We start from the raw sequence: 19,449 nt of genomic DNA on the forward strand, positions 1-19,449 counted from the left end.
CTCTGATTAATAACCTGCGTTGCCAGCGCTGCGTTAATCAGAAGTCCCCCTAGCGCTGGTCGCATTGCCGATACCGGCAACGGAAGTTACACGCGCATCACGCCTCTGATGTTTTAGCCACAAGGAATCCCCATGCGCTACCAGGGAACCTGCCACTGCCAGGCCGTAACGTTTGAAATCGAAGCACCGGAAGATCTTCAAGCAATACACTGTAGCTGTTCCATATGTACTAAGGAACCTCTGATTAATTACCTGCGTTGCCATCGCTGCGTTAAAAATGATCTCAAAATGCTCATTTACTACACGTAAACTGTGCTTTTTCGGTCATTTTTGCCTTGCGCAGGCCGCCTCGCCAACATTAATCGGAGGTTACCTTCGTCCGGCTATCTCCACCTAATTCTCCCACGGTCCAAGTTCACGTTATTGTCGGGAGAGGACTCGCTGTTGACTTACACCTTTAATAGCGGCGTTGCGAAACACACCTTCTGTAAAATCTGTGGTATTAAACCCTTTTATACACCTCGCTCAAATCCCGAGGGCATCGACGTTAATGCGCACTGCCTTGATACCGCCCCCAAAACACTGACAGTCGTCGAATTTGATGGTCAGCACTGGGAAGATCACGCGCACACTCTTGCCCATAAAAGCCGGGAGTAAACGTCAGGATGACGCCTATGAAAACCGTTTATTGTTTCTTGGCAATCGTGGGAACGATCCTCCCCTACTCTGCGTTTTTGTTCTGGATCGTCAACAACGGGCTGGATGTCACTGCGCTATTCCACGCGGCTAATGCCAACGCCATCAGCCTTTTTGCCTGGCTGGATGTGATTATTGCTGCGATCGCACTGATCGCGTTTATTCTTACCGATGCCCGCAAGCACAGTATTAAGCACAGCCACTACGCGATTGCAGGCACTCTACTCGTTGGCGTATCCTGCGGCCTGCCGTTGTATCTCTATTTAAAGGAACGCCAATGCACGTATTGCGATTAGATCATTTCGTCCTCACGGTTAAAAACATAGACGCAACGATCGCTTTTTATACGACCGTTATGGGGATGGACAAAATTACCTTTGGTGAAGGTCGTGTCGCACTCACATTTGGCCATCAAAAGATCAATCTCCACCAACACCATCAAGAATTTGAGCCCAAGGCTAAGCATGTACAACCAGGAAGTGCCGATTTGTGTTTCGTCATAGAAGACGCCGTGGAGGATCTCGTATCCTCTTTGACCGCTCAAGGGGTTAGTGTTTTAGAGGGGCCTGTCCAACGTACCGGTGCGACCGGAAGTATTCTTTCGATCTATTTCCGAGATCCCGACGGTAATCTGATCGAAGTTTCAAATTACCAAGAAGGATAAACCCAACGCTGCACAGGCAGATTAACCGTCATTGCCGATGATATCCAAGTCGGTAAGCTTGTCATCTGCACACAAGCGTTTTGTATTTAGCACCGATGAAAAAACGAAATATCTGCATTCTGGCTTTTGCGGTTGTCTTAGGCTTACCCTTCCTTATACCTGATCCGGCACAGATTCCCGTAATAGGCGCTACCTCTGCCAACTGGAATAAAGATACCTTTTGGTATGAACCCTGGGGGAGTTCAGGGGTGCACAAAGGCATCGACATCTTTGCCGACAAAGGCACCGCGATTATCGCCCCTACCCCACTACTGATATTGTATCGGGGCGAGATCCCCAAAGGCGGTAAGATTGTGGTGGCGATCGGATCGAAATGGCGAATTCATTACTTTGCCCACCTCGAAGACATCGATCGTCGCAGCGGCCGTTTTGTTACGGCAAACACACGCTTAGGATCGGTAGGAGACACGGGCAACGCCCAAGGTAAGCCACCGCATCTGCATTATTCTATCGTGAGTTTATTACCGAGACCCTGGGCGATAGACGCCTCGACCCAGGGCTATAAAAAAGCGTTCTACCTTAACCCAATCGCCTATTTTGGAGACACCTAACGTCCTATTTCTCAACAAAAATCTGTATCGGTTGTACAACTATCATGACCAGAACACACTTCCTGAACGTCACCCTTTCGATCACATTCTTTATCTTTGCCTTGTCTGCGAGGGCGGCTCCAGATCTCAGCAAACCAGTTGGCCCGACCATTGCGGATACAGGCTCTGCGGTCTACCACTTCGAAACGCTAACGACAGACTCTGCCGATGGCCAACGCCATTATCGAATAACTCTGGCAACCCCCAACAGTCCTGCACCCGCAAAAGGCTATCCGCTGTTGTTTCTGCTGGACGGCAACGCCGCCCTGGCAGACCTCGACGACACCTTTTTGCAATCTCTGGATGAGAACCCACCCGCCTTAGTATTTTTAGGTTATCAAACCGACCTGCGATTTGATGTAAAAGCACGAGCGCAGGACTATACCCCGGCCGATCGTGATGGAAACACCCAATACGGTCGCTGGCAAGGCGGCGGCGCAGCAGAATTTTTGGATTTTCTTACCTCTTCAGTAAAGACCGACCTTGCCAGCAAACTTTCCTTTGATGACAACCAGACCGGTATATGGGGGCATTCATTCGGTGGTCTGTTTGTGCTTTATGCACTGCAGCAGCATGAAGACGTATTTCACTATTTTGCGAGCGCGGATCCGGCGCTTTGGTGGATGGATGGCGAACTTATGGAGACCTTGCGTCAGTACGACAGCTCACATGCACCGGCAAAACAGACCCAAGTTCTACTGATGCACGGCGAGAAAAAGAAACCGGCTCGCGAACAGGACGCCAACCGCAATCCAACCGGCGCGCCAAGGGATACCACCAAAGACTATCAAACTCTGGTAGAAAATCTGGACAGTCCGGACACCCTAGACGCTCGGTATCAGGGATACCCGCTGACCCATGGCCCGCTGTTTTCCGCCTCCCTGAAAGACACCATTCAATGGTTCGACCGGGAAACCTCAAAATAGTGGCCAGCTGATGCAAGCGGGGCGGAAAAAAGCTCGACCTTTTTACGCCCCGCTCGCTATGCTGCACAACATTAAATGTTCTTTGCATCTTTCAACACAGCAAAGCGAATCCCCTTGCGTACACCACCAAAGACTTTGTCAATTTATGCCTGGGAGGCACCATGAAAACAGTTTTCATTACCGGAGCGGCCAGCGGTATTGGTCGAGCGCTCGCAGAAGCACTCGCAACCGATGGGCATCATGTTGTCGTTAGCGATCTCAATCTGGAGGCCGCCAGTAACGTCTGTCAGGAACTTCGTGATAACGGCGCCTCCTGTGAGGCGTTTGCATTAGACGTCAGCCAACAGACCGCTATTGACAAGGTCGCTGAGCACTATCCGAACATCGACGTTCTGATTAATAACGCAGGCATACAACATGTGGCGCGACTGGAAGCCTTTCCCCCGGAAAAGTGGCGGTTGATCAACGATATTCTGCTGGTCGGCCCGGCTATGCTCACGCGAGCGGTACTACCCGGTATGAAAGCCAACAATTTTGGCAGGATAATCAACATCGGATCCATTCACGCGCTGGTTGCGTCTGCCTATAAAAGCGCCTACGTCGCCGCCAAACACGGACTCCTGGGTTTTTCTAAAGTTGTTGCACTGGAAACCGCAGAGCAGGACATCACCATCAACACCATTTGCCCCTCCTACGTAAAAACCCCGTTGGTGGAAAAACAAATCGCCGCTCAAGCGGAAGAACATGGGATCTCGGAAGACGATGTCATCAATAACATCATGCTGGCACCCATGCCTAAGAAAGCCTTCATTGAAATGGATGAACTGGCGGCTACCGTTCGCTTTCTGAGCAGTGCCGGCGCACGCAATATGACCGGCCACACCATTAATTTGGACGGTGGTTGGACCATCCAATAACGGGCTCTTGTCTCGCCTGGCTCATTACGGGCATGTATCGGGAATGGGGAAAAACGCATAGTCAGACGGGCGCTGCCCCGTCCCCATATCTACGACTTTAGCTTCGCAGGTATCCGGACTGGTTTTTACTTGCTGCATTTCATATAACCCGCCAGCTTGCGGGGTGAATCGAACTAAATTGCGGCAACTCAAGGTCTTGATACTTAACGAGCCGTGCTCTTTTCTTCCCTGAGATCGACTGTCGTGGCGAGCCAGCAGGTAAACCGCCTCACCCGCCGGTATTTGAATATCTTCGGTCACTTTTGATATCGGTGAGAATTTGACCACCACCTGCTCTTGATCATCCGTTGCGCAAGTCTCGTCCAGTACCCGTTGATATTGATTGCTCTCGTGGCGCTGGTTGGCCGAAGCCAGTAACCTCAGTGTCGCCATTTCGCCAGATGGTGTTGGCGCCTGAGTCGCCGTGCAGCCAACGCCAACGATAACAACGACAGAACCCAGCATCGATATGTTGAACAGCGTCTTTTTAAACAATGATATGTCCCTATTTTTATGAGAAATCTTCCAGCGACGATTTTAAAGCGGAGACGTCTCAAACAACAGCCCTGTCGTTTGCCAAAAGAACACCAATTAGGCGGTAATTAATTGCGAGTCGCGTACATCCACGCGCGTCCAAAAAGTCGAGCAAGTGTCGATAAAATTCAAATGCACAGGATGTGCCTGATAGACATCGTGGTCTTTAAGAGAATTAAACCAGGCAAACAACGAATAATCGTAGGAATGATCAACCACATCTCTCACCGGCGTTGCAGCGGGAATGCCAATCTCATACTGTTTAACTTCAGCGATATCACTCACCAACGTTCTCAAACCACTCTCAAACAAGGTGCGATCCGCATCTGACAGATCCGGAACCAACCAGAAATACACATTGTGCAAGTAAGGCGCACCCGGCGTCCGACTTGCCCCCGCAATCGCTTGGCCACCAACCAGACTCCCCCCCGCAACCGCAACGGTACTTGCCCCCACAAAACCTCTACGACTGATCATTGTCGATCCTCTTTCTACTTTTACTATGCAAAAAAATATAAGATGCCACGCGCCGGTGAATTCTCACTGAATCAAAGACGCTAAAGACACCCGTGGCGCGCAATCCGTCATAACAGCCGCTAATTGAGTCATAAAACTTACACCAAAACGACAGCATCCGGTTATTTGTAACAACCATTGAGAAATGTCATTTCAACGGCCGTCATACGGTGGCAGCATTTTTCTATCCCCGCAAATATCTTTCATGCCCACTTGGCTTGCTCAATTGGCTTTTGTCTTCCTATTGGTGACGAACGGCCAATGAATGGGAAGCCCGTGACAATCCAAGGATCGCTAGACATGGATAGAAGAACATTTCTTGGCTCAACCCTTGCCACCGCCCTACCCCTAACCAGCTCCGCCAGAGGCCCCAATCGCCGAGAATCCCCACCGCGCCGCTATACCTTCGTGTTAGTGCATGGCTCTTGGCAGGGTGGCTGGATATGGAAAGACGTTAAAGCGCTGCTCGAAGCCAATGGCCATCGGGTTTACACACCCACCTGTACCGGTTGTGGCGAGCGTGTTCATCTCAGTACCCCAGACGTTGGCTTGGACACGCACATTCAGGATATTACCAACGTCATAGATTTCGAGGAGTTAACCGATGTGGTGTTAGTGGGCCACTCCTACTCCGGCTTGACCATTACCGGCGTTGCCGACCGACGCCGGGACCAGGTCCGCCACATGGTTTTCTTTGATGCACTGGTGCCACGTCCCGGCGTTATGTCCGGGGTGCGAAGAGATCCTGTCACTGGGGAACTGCCCCCAGAATGGCTGGAGTACTCGAAGAAATTTAAAGACGGCTATCTCATGAATTTTTGGGAAAGCTACCCACCTAAAATGTTGGTGCCTGAATCAGAAACGGTCATCATCGAACGCTTGAAAAAACTCATGACCACCCACCCTGCCCGTCAATGGACCGATGAACTGGTACTGGAAAACGGTGGCTGGAAAGGCATCCCGCGTAGCTATATTCATTGCATAGGGCAGGAATTTCAAAAAAGCAGCGAGCGCATGGTGGCGCCTGCCCGTGAACCAGGCTGGAATTTTTTGAAGCTGGACATTCCCCGCTGCGGCATGATGACCCACCCCAACCTGGTTGCCAAAACCTTCGAGCAACTCGCCTCTCCTGAAGTCATTTGAGGGGGCATAATTTAACGATACGGTTACGCGGTTCTATGTCAACGCCTCGCGAACCGTTAAGCAAAATGTGCCGACATTTAAACACCATTGAGTGTCGAGTACATTCTCTCGATTGTTTTGCCTGAAATGCGACACAGTAAATAAAACGACGAAACCTTTTACAGTTTTTTGCGCAATCACCCCGCGTTGTTTTCACCAGTGCGGGTTAGACATCGAAAATTTCAATGCAGCAAAGGTCCGATGAATCGACGGCGAAGTTCTGTTCATAAAATGCATAAACATAACGCTGACATAGAACACGAAAAGAACAACTGTTACCGAGACTAACATCAAGTTTTCTATATATAAGAATATTTGTTCGTATTTTTGCCGATATTTTCGGCGTCTCAATAGACACCTCCGAAATCTGTCGATATTATGGCAAAGATGTCTTTTTTCGCTCACCTGCGGCCCGTCGCACAACACGCTTGTAAGAGTTGTAGCATCAAATTTCCGAAAAGTTCCCAAGCCTAAACAATTTTTTAAATTGTTCGCTTTCTGGCACAAGGATGGGAATCAGAATTTCTACTCTGTGATGTAAAAAGCTATCAGGGATTGACGAGGTTTAAACGTAAACCATGACAGATGCTCTAAAATTGGGGTGTATTGGCCTCACCCAGCCGGAAACGACGCTGATCAACACAATTCTCCGCACAAGCAGTTTTTTAAGCCCATCCTGGTTGCTGGTGACCGAAGGCTATTGTGATGCTTTGATCACTGTGGAGCGCGGCGCAGATCCCACGCCCCTGCAAACTGGCCAACGGACCCATGTCATTCCAGTCATGCAGCGCAGCGACCATCACGGTGAGAGTGCTTTTTTAAAACCGTTTCGCGCTGAAGAGTTGATCGATCTTCTGAACAATCTGGAGCCAGCGCCTGTCGAGCCCGCCCATCCCGAACCAGTGGTAGAAACCGCAACCGAAAAACCCGAATCCCAAACGGCGGCCGAGCAGCCCGTCGAACCGGAAGTAATAGCCACCGAAGAAACTTCTGCACCGCTGACCACTGCAGACGCACTCACCAAATTGAGAATCATTGCTGCGGAAGAAAAACTGAAGCTTATTCATCGCGCGTCAGAAGCGGCAAGTCGCTCTAGCACCCCAGATCCAAAATTACTTAGAGAAGCCGCTCTACCCTTTAACACGGTAGCGGCGTCTAAAAAGGCAGCAGAGACTGGTGCAACAAAAGACTTATCGACCATGGCGGCCATTAAAAAAGACACCGTTGCCGAGAATGATAGTGGCGAACTGCCATCTCATGACGATAACGCAGTAAAGTCGGCAGCCTCTTCGCCAGACGAGGACGTCACACCTGTCCGCACTGAAAGTGGTGACAAGGCAGCAGTACCTTCTGTTGAAGAACCTAACCCGCAGGTGAGCAAGCCGTTTAAACTACCGGTTGAGATTCCACACCTTTCGCCCAACGCGAACGTTGTTGTTTCTGAAGAAGAGGTAGAAAGCTACCGACTCAAACGCTGGCCGCCGGTTGCCATTTTACAGAACGACTTAAAATTTACCCGATTAGCGTCCTACCTGGTCCGCTCATCGATAACTCAGCAAAACCTCGTCAGACTCTCCACCTACGACGATGCTCTGTGCGATTCATTTCTTGCACTACTCAAGGAAAACGATTTGCTGCTTATAGAAACTCAGCGGGTCGAAACAGTTTCTGTAGAAGAAGAACCTGAAATCAAAGCAGAGAAGCCTCAAGAGGAAAGTCAAAACAACTTTTTAGTAAAGCTGTTGCGCGAGAAGTTAGGCATTAGCGCTTAGGGAACCTTTTTGGGTTTACCTAGATAGGAATTTTTATTTAATGAAAGAGTTCAAGCTGGTGTTCTCAGGAACAACCGGCGCAGGAAAATCAACGGCCATCAGTGCCATCAGCGACACCAGTACGGTACAAACCGACGTAGCAAATAACGACACAGTGTTCGACAAAGAAACCACGACCGTGGGTCTTGACTTCGGGCAACTTTCTCTCGCCAACGGCGACCGGGTTCGACTTTTCGGAACACCAGGACAAACCCGCTTCGATTTTATGTGGAAAATCCTCGTTCGTGAGGCATTCGGACTGATTATTCTGATTGATAATTCCCGCCCTGACCCACTGGCCGATTTACGCGTCTACCTGGATGGGTTTATCGAAGAGCTTCAAAACACACCCTGCGTGATTGGCGTTGGCCGTACAGAATCCCATCCCATGCCAGATCTTGACGCCTTCTCTGATTGCCTCGCTACATACGACCTGGCACTTCCTGTCTTAAAGGTTGATGTAAGACAAGCTGAGCAAGTTGCCATGCTTATTGATGTGGTAATGGCCCAAGCAGAAACCGAACTTTAAGAGACTCAGCTAATAGACCATGAAACTTTCAGATCACAAACAGCAACTCGCCAATCAGGAATGTCTGCGCCTGACCAATGAATTGACCGGAGTACTCGCCGTCGTAGTGGCCAGTGTGGACGGCTTCGACGTCGCCAGTACCGTAACCAAAGAGCTGGATCCAGCTCGAATCGCCGCCATGTCGAGTTCTATCTCGGCAATTGGATCGGTCGTCTCTCAGGAGGCCAGCATAGGTATCAGCGAAAGCATCACGGTTAAAACCGCCAAAGGTTTTGTCGTGATTACGACCATCAACATTGACGGTATTGAGTACATTTTGAATGTGGTAGCCAGCGAGTCGGCAATCCTCGCGCAAGTGGTTTACCAGTGCAATCAGATGAAAGCAGCTCTCGAAGAACAAATTCATCAAAGTGTGTTTGCTCAGCGCGGCTGGTAGTACCTAAGTATGAGCTTTGCAATGGCATGCTGAAAAAGTGACGTCAAAGAGTGAAATCCATCACTGTCAGCATGCATATGGTTACGTCATTATGGATATCAGAAGAACGGAAGGGAACCAAGAGAGCCTGACAGCGGTCTAAGTTCACTTGCAGAAGAATTTCAGACTTAGCCGCAAGCTCTGTCTTCGGCCGGGATTCGAATGACCCCTCCACACAAAACCGTGAACCCCTCCCAAACGATGTATTTCTCGGTGGAAATTGTCAAACAGTAAGGATGTAAAATGGCCTCAATTAAAGAAAGTCTTGAAGAATTGTTAGAGTTAGACGGAGCACTGTGCTGCGCTGTTGTAGACTCTTCTAGCGGCATGATGCTGGGTTCCGCCGGTTCCGGTGTTGACCTTGAAATTGCTGCAGCGGGAAATACCGAGGTAGTGAGGTCTAAGCTTAAAACCATGAAAAGCTTAAAAATGACCGAGACCATCGAAGATATTTTGATCACTCTGGGTAAGCAATATCACTTGATTCGCCCAATGATCATCAAAGAAGGTGTGTTTATCTACTACGTGCTGGATAAAAACAAAGCGAACCTGGCCTTGGGTCGTCGCAAGCTACAAGATGTCGAGAAGGAATTAAACTTCTAAGACAGGAGGCTGCCAGTCTTAATACCGATTGAGTATCGAGACTGGCACTCAATGAGCGTCACTGAAATCTAAACCCGCGCAAATAAGTTGAGCCGAATTAAGCACAACGAAAAGTACGATCCTCCATCACCTAACCAACCGTCCGCCCGGACGCTAAACCTTCACCTGGGTTTGCAATTCAATTCTTAAGACATCAGATACCCAGTATTCTCGATCAAACTCAACCACCCCTCCCTCCGCATCATACCCGGTACGGGTAATGAGCATCGCCGGCGTACCCGGAGACACCAACAGATTCTTAGCGTGAGGCACATTAAAAGCGACGGGTGTGATCTGGATTTCTGAATAGTGAATCTTGATACCATAGACTTCGTCTAACACGACACTCAAAGAATTATCCAGCCGAGTGTGCGGCAAACCCGGATAGCGAGTCACGTCCAGATAGATATCTTCAATCAGCACAGGTCGCTGGTTGATGGAACGGCGCCGCTGAAGATGGTAGATCGCCGCCCCTTCCTCGATCTTAAGCGCTGACGCCAAAGTCGGACTGGCCAATACTTCCTGACAGCTGAGGAGCTCGGTGGACGGTTCCAGCCCCTGCTTGCGCACATTGGTCATAAACCCCAAATCTTCGACGGGGTTAAAGGTCAGCCGCTCGCTCGCAACAAACCATCCCCTCCGATCCATCCGGTAGACCTTACCTTCGATCTCCAGCTGACTGAGCGCATCGCGTAGGGTGATGCGTGTCGTCTGTAAATCCTCAGCCATTTCCCGTTCAGACGGTAGCTTGTCGTTGAGCTGGTAAACCCCTTTGGCGATTCGATCTGCGATCACATCACGAAGATATAAATAGGTTTTGGGGCTTTTTGACGCTTTCATTGCAGGTTTACCGGAGAAACAGCCTATCTGGCCGGCCAGTCTATCCAGAAACCGCAGGCCACTCAATTTAATGGCCCTCCGAAATTGGCACGTGAACCATCAAATCAAAAAAACTATACCAATACTGACTTTTATTATCTGGTATAGTCCAGATAAATAATTATGTCATATACAAGGCGTTAAATAACCCGCAGGAGATTCACCAACAATAGATACCTGAGGATTAGGCCATGCGTCATCGCGACGTCACATTACGACCCCAATTCCCATTGGCGCCGCTGGCGGCTGCCATTGTTGCCATTAGCTTTTCCAATACTCTCTCCGCTCAACAGCCCGATGAAATCATTGAAGAAGTGATCGTTGAAGGCGGCAGCTATCGCCAGAGTTTGAAACAAGCCATCAATATTAAGCGCGAAAACATGGCGTTTACTGACTCCATCGTCGCCACAGACATCGCTGACTTCCCTGATCAAAACCTCGCCGAAGCACTTCAGCGCATTCCCGGTGTCGCTATCGAGCGGGATAAAGGCTTGGGCACCAAGGTTAACGTCCGCAGCCTAGGGGTTGAATACACTCACACCACCATTAATGAGCTGTCGACCGCCTCCGGCAGCGGCGGTCGCGATGTCAATTTTGATGTGTTTGCCTCCGAGCTTATTCAATCAGTTACCGTAAAGAAATCGCCGGTTGCCTCCGATGAAGAAGGCGGCGTTGCGGGTGTGGTCGCGATCCGTACAGCGCGTCCGTTTGACTACGAAGGAACAAAATTCATTGCCACAGGTGAAGGCTTTTACAACGATCTGTCGGAAGAAACCGATACCGGCGCCTCTTTCCTCGCCAGTAAAAATCACGAGGATAAATGGGGCGTTCTGGTCTCCTATTCTCAAGAAGACCGCACGGTCAGAACTGACCAGGCCGACACGGCAGAATTTAAAACCTTGGGCACAATTCGCGAAGACGCTTACAACATCACCTACGACGACGCCATTGCCGCAGGCTTTGACGATACTGCCGCGACCGCAGCGGCAGAAGCCGCCAGAGACGCTGCCCTGCCAGAAGGGGTATCGGAAGACGCCGTCTATGCGGAAAACGTTCGCGATGACATTATCTTGAATGAACAGGAAAAATGGGGCGCGACCTTCGCCTTTCAAATTCGCCCAACGGACAACTTGGAGTTGGGGCTTGACGTCATGAGCGGCAGTTTTAAAGGCGAAGAAGACGACTACTTATTTGGCTCCTGGTCTGGAGATGCAACCCGGGCTTACGATTTAACCATCGACAGCCGCAATGTCGTGACTTCCGGCAGCTTCGATAATGTCCAGCACGAATTTAAATCTTACGAACGCTTTCGCGACGAGGACTATCTGCAAACCGGACTCACCCTAGATTGGCAACTGGGTGACTGGGATATCGACGGTTTGATCGGCTTTAGCGGTGCTGAGCGCACTTACCAACGTACCCAGGCCAAGTGGACTCACTTTGATACCATGATACAAACCTACAACGGTTACGGTTTGATAAGAACGTCTGACAATTTCGATCTCGCCACCGATGTTTCTGACTACAGCTTTGTCTTCTGGGATTTCGACAACACCAAGGTGGATGACGAAAAATGGGTTTATGAGGCCGATGCACGCCGCGACCTGGATCTCGAATTTTTACCCCAGGCCGAGTCCATTCAATTTGGCGTTCGCTACTCTGAAAAATCCATGGAATACGATCATGGCTGGACGGAGGTCACTGGTGAGACGATTTATCAGGGGGAAGGCGGCACTCAGTATACCTCCGAAGAATGGATAGACTCCCCACTGCCGGTTGATCAAGCGGTTCCCGTCACGGATGTGATTCCCGGAGCAGATTATATGGAAGATGTTGACGGCAAATTTAACAGCTGGATGGTGATTCCAAACGATTGGGCCCGCGCCAACTACTACATTGACGGACTTGAACCCAACTATTTCTATAACGACCACTACCAGGTGGATGAAGACGTTTTGGGTATCTACGTCATGGCAGATTTCAGCCTGAATATCGGTGCACTCCCCCTCGACATCAACATCGGTGGTCGCTATGTCCATACCGACCAAACATCCTATGGCTATCAAAATGTCGATGGCGCATGGAGTGAAAGCGCAGTCAGTTTCGATGCCAGCTACAGCGACTTTTTGCCAAGCCTGAACATGAACCTCAGCTTGAATGACGACATGTTAGTCCGCTTTTCTGCCGGCAAAGTCATGTCACGAGCGTCGCTCAGTCAACTGTCCGGTCGACGGGAAATCAGTACCAACGACAAGACCATTAATATGGGTAACCCGGATTTGGATCCGCTCAGAGCCACGCAGTTTGACCTGGGTTACGAGTGGTATTTCGCCGATGAATCACTCTTTTCAGTCACCGGATTTTATAAGGATCTAAAATCTTTTATCACCGAAGCAAAAACCGGAACGGCAGATTACCAGGGTGAAGAATTTGAGGTGTATTCCTACATCAATGGTGAAGGTTCAACCATTAAAGGCCTGGAAATGATCCTGCAATTTCCATTCGCCTTAATCAACTCTCACCTAACGGGCTTCGGCATTAATTCCAATTACACCTACGTTGAAAGTACCGACGGCCATATTTCTGATATTGGTCTTGAGATCCCCATGTTCGGCCTCGCAGAAAACACCTACAACCTGACACTCTATTACGAAAACTATGGGTTTGACGCGCGGATTTCTTACAACTATGTGGACGAATACGTTGACCGCCTAGAGGATAATCTCTACCCCATTTACCGTGAAGGTTACGGCCAATACGATCTGTCTGCCGGCTATCAGTTTACCGACCAGTTTAAACTCTTCGCTCAGGTCATAAATCTGACCGACGAAGACATTGCCGAGTATCAAGTCGACCCAGACTACCCCAGCATGTATCAGGTTTCTGGGCGCAGAATCAGTTTGGGACTGCGCTACGAATTCTAAACATCGCTGTATACGCCGGACGTTCTTGGGCGTCCGGTAGGTTAGCAGGCTCTAAATATTCGCTGGGAGCAAGCATTTTGGTAAAACACCTATTCGACCTTAAAACACCTGCAAAGATTTTTCAGGCGTTGACCACCGCCGCATTTATAAGCGCATTGAGCGGGTGCGCAGCAACATTAACCCACGATAGACAAACACAGTTACAGCCCGCCGTTCAGCATCTGGTGATTATTGGGATCGATGGCCTAAGTCCGGATGGAATACTCAATGCAGAAACACCAACCATTGATCGCCTGCTATCTAATGGCGCCCACACCTTTCAAGCCCGAGCGGTTTTACCCACCTCCAGCAGTAGTAACTGGAAATCCATGTTGTCGGCCGCAGGCCCGGAACAACATGGGGTGACGTCCAACGGCTGGGCCGCAGATGACTTTGTACTACCTCCGATCACGACAGGCTTGGAGCCCATCTTCCCGACACTTTTTGGCGAGTATCGCGCACAACAACCACAGGCCAATATCGCCGCAGTATACACCTGGCAGGATTTCGCGCGACTGATTGAAAGATCGGCGCTGACCTACGATCAGCATGGAAAGGATGATCAAGAAACGACGCAGCTCGCCGCCGACTTTTTTGTTAAAGAATCGCCGGAACTCCTGTTCGTACATCTGGACGATGTCGACCATGCGGGACACCACGAAGGCCATAAAACACCTGGCTACTATCAGGCCGTTGCCAATGCGGATTCCCACGTAAAAACACTTCTGGAAAGTATCGAAACAGCAGGTTTGCAGGAATCAACATTGGTGATTCTCGCATCGGATCACGGTGGCATTGGCTATGGTCACGGGGGCGAAACACTGGATGAGATTCAAATCCCACTCATTTTGTCCGGGCCGATGGTCAAGCAGCACTATACCATTGAAGAATTCGTCTACACCTACGACATAGGTGCAACTGCCGCCTGGGCGCTGCAAATCACGCCGAACACCAGTTGGATCGGCCAACCCATAACCTCGGCGTTCAAAGGGTTTGCAGCCCCCGAAAAAAATCAGACGGCACCGACAGTTACCAACACACTGCCCAAGCCCAAACTGCTCCCGGATGCCGAACTTTATCAACCGCCGGGAAAACTATTTTTGGATACCCCCATCACCGTGACTATGGAGGCAACCCAGAACAATACTGAGATACATTACACCCTGGACGGCAGCCCACCTACCCGTCTATCCCCTCGCTATGAAGCGCCGTTCCGTCTGGATGAATCCGCGGTTGTGACCGCCAGACAGTTTGGGTCAGACGATACCCAGAGTGACTTGATACGAGGGTATTTTTACGGGGTAAACACCACCAGCACCGCCGGTATTCGTTTCTCCTATTACGAAGGTGAGAATTGGCACTATCTGCCGGTGCTCGATACCCTGGCGCCAATTAAAACCGGTACGAGCTACCACTTTAGGCTCGATGACATCCCCAATCGCCCGTCCCAATTCGCCCTTCGTTTTGACAGTAACCTGCAGATCAGCGAAGGAGGCGACTATACCTTTTACCTGGCGTCCGACGACGGCTCTAAGTTGTACATCGACGGAGAAGAAATCGTCAATAACGACGGCGCCCATGGCGTGATTGAACGTTCTGGCACCGTCGATTTAACGCCGGGCTACCATAAGATTCGCGTCGATTATTTCAATGAAGACGGCGGTCATTGGTTAGACGTTATGGTCAAGCCGCCCAACGGATTTAAACGACTGATCATGCCGGAACATCTCTTTATAAAACCAGAGTCGGATAAACCTTTGGCAAAAAATCTATGAAAAAAGATTCATCATCACCGGATCTGTGCATCGCCGTCGACTCTATGCCGTCCTTACAAGATCCCGGAATTCTAACCCATCGTGTTCCTCTGGTCGTGGCCAACTCTGAGACGTTTTCGCCCTACGGGCGCCTGGTTACAGACTACGAGCAAGAGGATGTGATCATAGTTCCCTGGCCAACCTCGGGATGGCGGGAACTCGAGGACGGAACAGGTAATGAAGGCGGCATTGCTGAAGGACAATTCAACTTTGAGCGTTGTGGCGGACTGATGTTGGGCCGTAATCACGCGGTCGATGGCAATTACATCACCGGCTGGTTTAACGACCCGGCCTTTGCCCAGGCCGACGACACCAATGTCGATGTCTCACGAGTACTGGTCAGAGAAGCCAACTATCATGGCGACGGTGGTCAGGTGTTTTTCCCCGAAGATGCGACACCCTTTATCGCTTTACTGGCGCTACCGGGTGATGATATCCGGCCCGATGATTTCGTCGCCTTTTATTGCGACGGTAGTTTTGGTATTCAGATTTATCCCAATATTTGGCATCAACCGGTCTTTCCTCTCACAAAGACAGCAAGGTTCAAGGGGAAACAAGGCCGGGTTCACGCCTGTGTTGCCTGTGATTTTGTGGCGGAATTTAATACCTATCTTTCTGTGCCTCTCCCTACCCAGGGGCCAACACTTTTTAACAGCGACAAATGAGCCTAACAATTCATGAGTGAACTACTCGAACGGGGTTTCGCAATATTACCCAATGCGATAGATGCAACCTTATTGGTCGCAATCGAAGAAGAATACCGGCGGCTTGAAACCAAAGCCAAAAACATTTTGCAAGCCATCGCTAATTACAATGGATCCTACAGTGACTATTACCGTCACTCGGGCGAGGCACTCATCGCGGTTCCGGAAAACAAGCAGCCAGAAACTCTGTGCCGCTTTGAGTACATTGCTGGCAGCTCACCCTTCTTGAAAAATGTTTTGGTGACACCTTGCTCCCAGGCCATCAACGCTTATATAAAAAAGCCAATCACGTTGTTTAAAGACAAGATCAACATCAAAAGCCCTGGCGGCGGCGCTTTTACCCCACATCAAGACGCGCCCGCGTACACCGACTTTGGTCCCAGCCTGTATTTTACCGCTGCCATTTTTTTAGATGCGGCAACGGAAGAAAACGGAGCCTTGAAAATGTGCCAGGAGTACCGACACCTAAAACATCCGCTGATCGAAGAGATCAGCACGCCACTTGGAAATTACCCCTGTTTCCCCACCGACAAAGGTGGAGAAAATCACGGAAGAATACGGCAGGAATTAGAGGACTTAATGCTCTGGACGCCTGTATGTGCGAAGCCGGGAGATATTATTTTCTTTGATTCTTATATCCCCCATCAATCGGCGATCAACCATTCTCTGTCGTCGAGACGAGCATTTTTTTTAACGTTTAATTTAGCCAGCGACGGTGATCACTATGAAACATACTATGAATCCAAGCGCGCCAATTTCGGCCATCCCCGCTTTCATATTGCCACACCAACCCACTACGATAACGACAGCCTGGTTACTGATTAAGGGTTGGTGAATAAGAGGTGATGAATTAAACGGTGATGAAAACAGGGATGCCGCATTGGACTACACGAATGCATTAACAGCGCGTGTACTCAATATGTCTTATTCAACCGTCAGAGACCCTGCGTGTGCCAGTGGCGCACGCTTGCGAGACAAGGTTCGATAAAAATACAGCATAGCGCCAACAATCAGAATCGACCCGACGAGGCTGATGAGATAAGAACAGTTCACCAGAAAATCAATCCAACTCAGTTGTACATCAAATAAACTCTTGTAAACGAGAATTCCAACACTACCGGCATACCCCATCGCATCAGCAATGTAGATCAAAAACCCGGCGTTCGCTTTGTCATCGACCACGGACAGAAAACGATCGAAGAGCAGGCAATTAAAGGGAATATAGGCGAGATAAATACCCGTTGAATGCAAAATCATCCAAGCATCGCCGGAAAGAGCCCCAGAATTAAAATAAAACGTCGAAACACCAATAACCGCAATGCCAACAAGAATAAAGCCGTGGTTGACCATCAACGCATTGAGATTATTTTTTACCAGCATCACCAGACTTAACAGCGCTAAAATTACCAGCGATGTGATCAAAGCCGCCGTTGAAAATATACCCGGCTGATCACCATAGCCGAGTAGTGTCCATATTTCATTGGCAAAGTTGTCGCTGTAGTCCCTCAGTGCGGTCAACATGACATAGACCACCACCAGAGCCAACAACCCGGGAAAGTACTTTTTTAACAAATGCCAGCGATCTTCAGCCGTCATTGGCAAGCGCGCATGACGCTCTGCAACATCTTCCGGCGTCGGACGTGGAATACAGGAAAGAAAATACACAGACACAAATAACATGGGTGTAAATAGCAAGCCCGTCACAGCAGGCATCCAGAATTCACTGATGCCCATATCCAACATCAACCATTTGCCAACGCTTTTTACCACCCCCGAAGAAACGATAAAACTGATGCTCAACCCGGCGCCAAGAACCTCTGATACTCGTCTTCCTTCAAGAAAGCTAAACACCAACCCCCAGATCATGCCCAGCGGGAGCCCGTTTAGAAAAAGCATCAGCAACTTGTACTGGAGCGGCACCAACGCAAAGAGTATTAATGCCAATTCAGCCATCATGACCAAGGCGAGAATGCCGTACGCACGACGATTACCAGAAAGCTCAGATACGACTTTTATTCCAATAAACTTTGACAGAGCGTACCCAATCACCTGCGACAGCACGATGGCTGTTTTAAAATCGAGCAGGAAGCTCCAACCATCAACCGACTCGTAACTCGCCACCGTAAAGGGTTTGCGAAAGGCATACATTGAAAAATAGGTACAAAATGCTGCGCAAGTCGCGTACAGAGAAAACCAGAACACATTGCACTGGCTGAGTTTTTTGGACAGAGAAGCCATCGGTATCATCATCACGAACATCGTCAACGTTTAGAATAACGATGAAATGTGACATCTTTTTGGCATAGACCAGATTTGAATAAAATACCGCCGATATCGATAGAAAGAGGTTTGTATGACTCAGGAAATCCGCTATCCTGCCCTCCCACTCTGGTATATACCAATATAGACATGCCACACGCCATGACGATCGACTACATCAATCAACTCTTCACAACCTACGGCCAACAGACTTACGAAGAAGATTGCACACAACTGCAACACGCCCAACAGTGTGGCAGCCTCGCACTGCAGGATACCCAGGATACTGAACTGGCGATCGCGGCCTTTCTGCACGATATTGGTCACTTTATTGCTGCGGACAAGCAGCTCAACGGGATGGATGCCTATGGTTTCGCCAATCATGCTGACCTTGGTGCTGACTACCTATACACTGCGGGGTTTTCAACCAGAATCGTGCACTTGGTCAGGGAGCATGTGCAAGCAAAGCGCTACTTGGCAGCCGTCGACCCCCAGTATTTAAAAAAATTGTCCAACGCCAGCCGAGTTACCTTGTCGCAACAGAGCGGGCCAATGTCGCAACAGCAGGTGAAAGACTATCGAGCCACCCCCCATTTGGACGACGTGATTCGCCTGCGTCTCTACGACGACGGCGGCAAGCAACCGGAAATGGTGACACTGCCCCTGGCAGAATGGTTGAGACTGATTGGCGAGCACCTGCACCAGGAACAAGAATACCGGATAAAAGAACACTGACCCCTGCCGACTGCCTTGCCATAGTCCGGTCAAGCTCATTACCATAAAACCGTGCAGTTCCGTAACTCTATGGGCTAGCCCTAACCAAGATGGGAGACAGGGATGCAAACGTTTAAATCAAAAATTGACGCTTGGCTCGCGGTGGTGCTTGTTGGCACACCAATCCTAAGCGTCGTGTTTGTCGTTAAGCTCTTATTGGAGAACACCAGTGGCCAATGGTTTTCTGCGATGATCATTTTTCTGGCAGGGACGGTATTGCCAATCTGGATGCTTCTCGGAACACGTTATCGGATTACAGAACAGGCGTTGAAAGTTGCATCCGGTCCCTTCTTCTGGACGATCCCTCTGCAGAACATCACCTCAATCGCAGCCACGAAAAACCCTTTGTCGAGTCCGGCACTCTCTTTGGATCGGTTACAAATACGCCACTCCGGAGGCAAATCCCTATTGGTTTCACCGAAAGACAAAGACGCCTTCGTTCAAGCACTTGGCAAAAACCCGGTATGACACCGTT

The 19,449-nt window shown here is 49.7% G+C and carries 21 protein-coding genes; 17 read left to right on the top strand and 4 right to left on the bottom strand.

Annotation, left to right across the window (positions count from 1 at the left end; all coding sequences use genetic code 11):
* Positions 1-312: 312 nt before the first annotated feature.
* The 6 genes from ACXAFR_RS00210 to ACXAFR_RS00235 all read left to right on the top strand — a co-directional run bounded on the left by ACXAFR_RS00210 (position 313) and on the right by ACXAFR_RS00235 (position 3,853).
* Positions 313-657, top strand: a complete 345-nt coding sequence (locus ACXAFR_RS00210; protein ID WP_475170326.1) for a GFA family protein — start codon at positions 313-315, stop codon at positions 655-657.
* Between the two features lie 17 nt (positions 658-674).
* Positions 675-992: a DUF2834 domain-containing protein gene (locus ACXAFR_RS00215; protein ID WP_475170328.1), complete on the top strand. Its 318-nt coding sequence runs from the start codon at positions 675-677 to the stop codon at positions 990-992.
* Entirely contained in the window at positions 974-1,360 is a 387-nt protein-coding gene (locus tag ACXAFR_RS00220; protein ID WP_475170331.1) for a VOC family protein, read from the top strand. The genes ACXAFR_RS00215 and ACXAFR_RS00220 overlap by 19 nt, the downstream gene beginning before the upstream one ends.
* Positions 1,361-1,455: 95 nt before the next feature.
* The gene (locus ACXAFR_RS00225) at positions 1,456-1,971 is read left to right on the top strand and encodes a M23 family metallopeptidase (protein WP_475170334.1); all 516 of its coding nucleotides are present in this window, start codon (positions 1,456-1,458) and stop codon (positions 1,969-1,971) included.
* A 44-nt stretch (positions 1,972-2,015) separates the two neighbouring features.
* Positions 2,016-2,936, top strand: a complete 921-nt coding sequence (locus tag ACXAFR_RS00230) for an alpha/beta hydrolase (protein ID WP_475170339.1) — start codon at positions 2,016-2,018, stop codon at positions 2,934-2,936.
* A 161-nt stretch (positions 2,937-3,097) separates the two neighbouring features.
* The gene (locus ACXAFR_RS00235; protein WP_475170344.1) at positions 3,098-3,853 is read left to right on the top strand and encodes a 3-hydroxybutyrate dehydrogenase; all 756 of its coding nucleotides are present in this window, start codon (positions 3,098-3,100) and stop codon (positions 3,851-3,853) included.
* A gap of 24 nt (positions 3,854-3,877) precedes the next feature.
* Here the strand turns inward: ACXAFR_RS00235 and ACXAFR_RS00240 are convergent, their stop codons facing one another.
* Positions 3,878-4,387 carry a hypothetical protein gene (locus ACXAFR_RS00240; RefSeq protein ID WP_475170348.1) on the bottom strand — a complete coding sequence of 170 codons (510 nt, stop codon included), beginning with the start codon at positions 4,385-4,387 and terminating at the stop codon, positions 3,878-3,880.
* A 96-nt stretch (positions 4,388-4,483) separates the two neighbouring features.
* Complete coding sequence (locus tag ACXAFR_RS00245) at positions 4,484-4,903, bottom strand: Dabb family protein (RefSeq protein WP_475170354.1); 420 nt, start codon at positions 4,901-4,903, stop codon at positions 4,484-4,486.
* Positions 4,904-5,242: 339 nt separating this feature from the next.
* Here ACXAFR_RS00245 and ACXAFR_RS00250 point away from each other — a divergent pair, with 339 nt between their 5' ends.
* From ACXAFR_RS00250 to ACXAFR_RS00270, 5 genes are all read left to right on the top strand, one after another.
* On the top strand, positions 5,243-6,085 hold the full coding sequence (locus ACXAFR_RS00250) for an alpha/beta fold hydrolase (protein ID WP_475170356.1): 843 nt from the start codon (positions 5,243-5,245) through the stop codon (positions 6,083-6,085).
* Between the two features lie 617 nt (positions 6,086-6,702).
* Positions 6,703-7,896 (top strand): hypothetical protein, encoded by a 1,194-nt coding sequence (locus ACXAFR_RS00255; protein ID WP_475170359.1) that lies wholly within the window; start codon positions 6,703-6,705, stop codon positions 7,894-7,896.
* A 40-nt stretch (positions 7,897-7,936) separates the two neighbouring features.
* A complete protein-coding gene (locus ACXAFR_RS00260; RefSeq protein WP_475170362.1) occupies positions 7,937-8,464 on the top strand; it encodes a GTP-binding protein in 528 nt (175 codons plus the stop codon).
* Positions 8,465-8,483: 19 nt separating this feature from the next.
* The gene (locus ACXAFR_RS00265; RefSeq protein WP_475170364.1) at positions 8,484-8,900 is read left to right on the top strand and encodes a roadblock/LC7 domain-containing protein; all 417 of its coding nucleotides are present in this window, start codon (positions 8,484-8,486) and stop codon (positions 8,898-8,900) included.
* Between the two features lie 282 nt (positions 8,901-9,182).
* Positions 9,183-9,542, top strand: a complete 360-nt coding sequence (locus ACXAFR_RS00270) for a hypothetical protein (protein WP_475170366.1) — start codon at positions 9,183-9,185, stop codon at positions 9,540-9,542.
* Between the two features lie 153 nt (positions 9,543-9,695).
* On the opposite strand, the gene ACXAFR_RS00275 is transcribed toward ACXAFR_RS00270, so the two are convergent.
* The gene (locus ACXAFR_RS00275) at positions 9,696-10,421 is read right to left on the bottom strand and encodes a UTRA domain-containing protein (RefSeq protein ID WP_475170370.1); all 726 of its coding nucleotides are present in this window, start codon (positions 10,419-10,421) and stop codon (positions 9,696-9,698) included.
* 230 nt (positions 10,422-10,651) lie between these two features.
* Between ACXAFR_RS00275 and ACXAFR_RS00280 the strand changes: the two genes are divergently transcribed.
* From ACXAFR_RS00280 to ACXAFR_RS00295, 4 genes are all read left to right on the top strand, one after another.
* On the top strand, positions 10,652-13,384 hold the full coding sequence (locus tag ACXAFR_RS00280; RefSeq protein ID WP_475170373.1) for a TonB-dependent receptor: 2,733 nt from the start codon (positions 10,652-10,654) through the stop codon (positions 13,382-13,384).
* A 77-nt stretch (positions 13,385-13,461) separates the two neighbouring features.
* Positions 13,462-15,198 (top strand): alkaline phosphatase family protein, encoded by a 1,737-nt coding sequence (locus tag ACXAFR_RS00285; RefSeq protein WP_475170379.1) that lies wholly within the window; start codon positions 13,462-13,464, stop codon positions 15,196-15,198.
* The gene (locus tag ACXAFR_RS00290; protein ID WP_475170382.1) at positions 15,195-15,902 is read left to right on the top strand and encodes an ureidoglycolate lyase; all 708 of its coding nucleotides are present in this window, start codon (positions 15,195-15,197) and stop codon (positions 15,900-15,902) included. The genes ACXAFR_RS00285 and ACXAFR_RS00290 overlap by 4 nt, the downstream gene beginning before the upstream one ends.
* Positions 15,903-15,914: 12 nt before the next feature.
* A complete protein-coding gene (locus tag ACXAFR_RS00295; RefSeq protein WP_475170387.1) occupies positions 15,915-16,766 on the top strand; it encodes a phytanoyl-CoA dioxygenase family protein in 852 nt (283 codons plus the stop codon).
* A gap of 99 nt (positions 16,767-16,865) precedes the next feature.
* On the opposite strand, the gene ACXAFR_RS00300 is transcribed toward ACXAFR_RS00295, so the two are convergent.
* A complete protein-coding gene (locus ACXAFR_RS00300; RefSeq protein WP_475170392.1) occupies positions 16,866-18,179 on the bottom strand; it encodes a DUF5690 family protein in 1,314 nt (437 codons plus the stop codon).
* Between the two features lie 111 nt (positions 18,180-18,290).
* On the opposite strand from ACXAFR_RS00300, the gene ACXAFR_RS00305 reads away from it, so the two are divergent.
* Positions 18,291-18,935: an HD domain-containing protein gene (locus tag ACXAFR_RS00305; RefSeq protein ID WP_475170395.1), complete on the top strand. Its 645-nt coding sequence runs from the start codon at positions 18,291-18,293 to the stop codon at positions 18,933-18,935.
* 102 nt (positions 18,936-19,037) lie between these two features.
* Entirely contained in the window at positions 19,038-19,442 is a 405-nt protein-coding gene (locus ACXAFR_RS00310; protein ID WP_475170399.1) for a PH domain-containing protein, read from the top strand.
* The last annotated feature ends 7 nt before the right edge of the window (positions 19,443-19,449 follow it).

This window comes from Pseudomaricurvus sp. ABR4_320, from assembly GCF_056159445.1.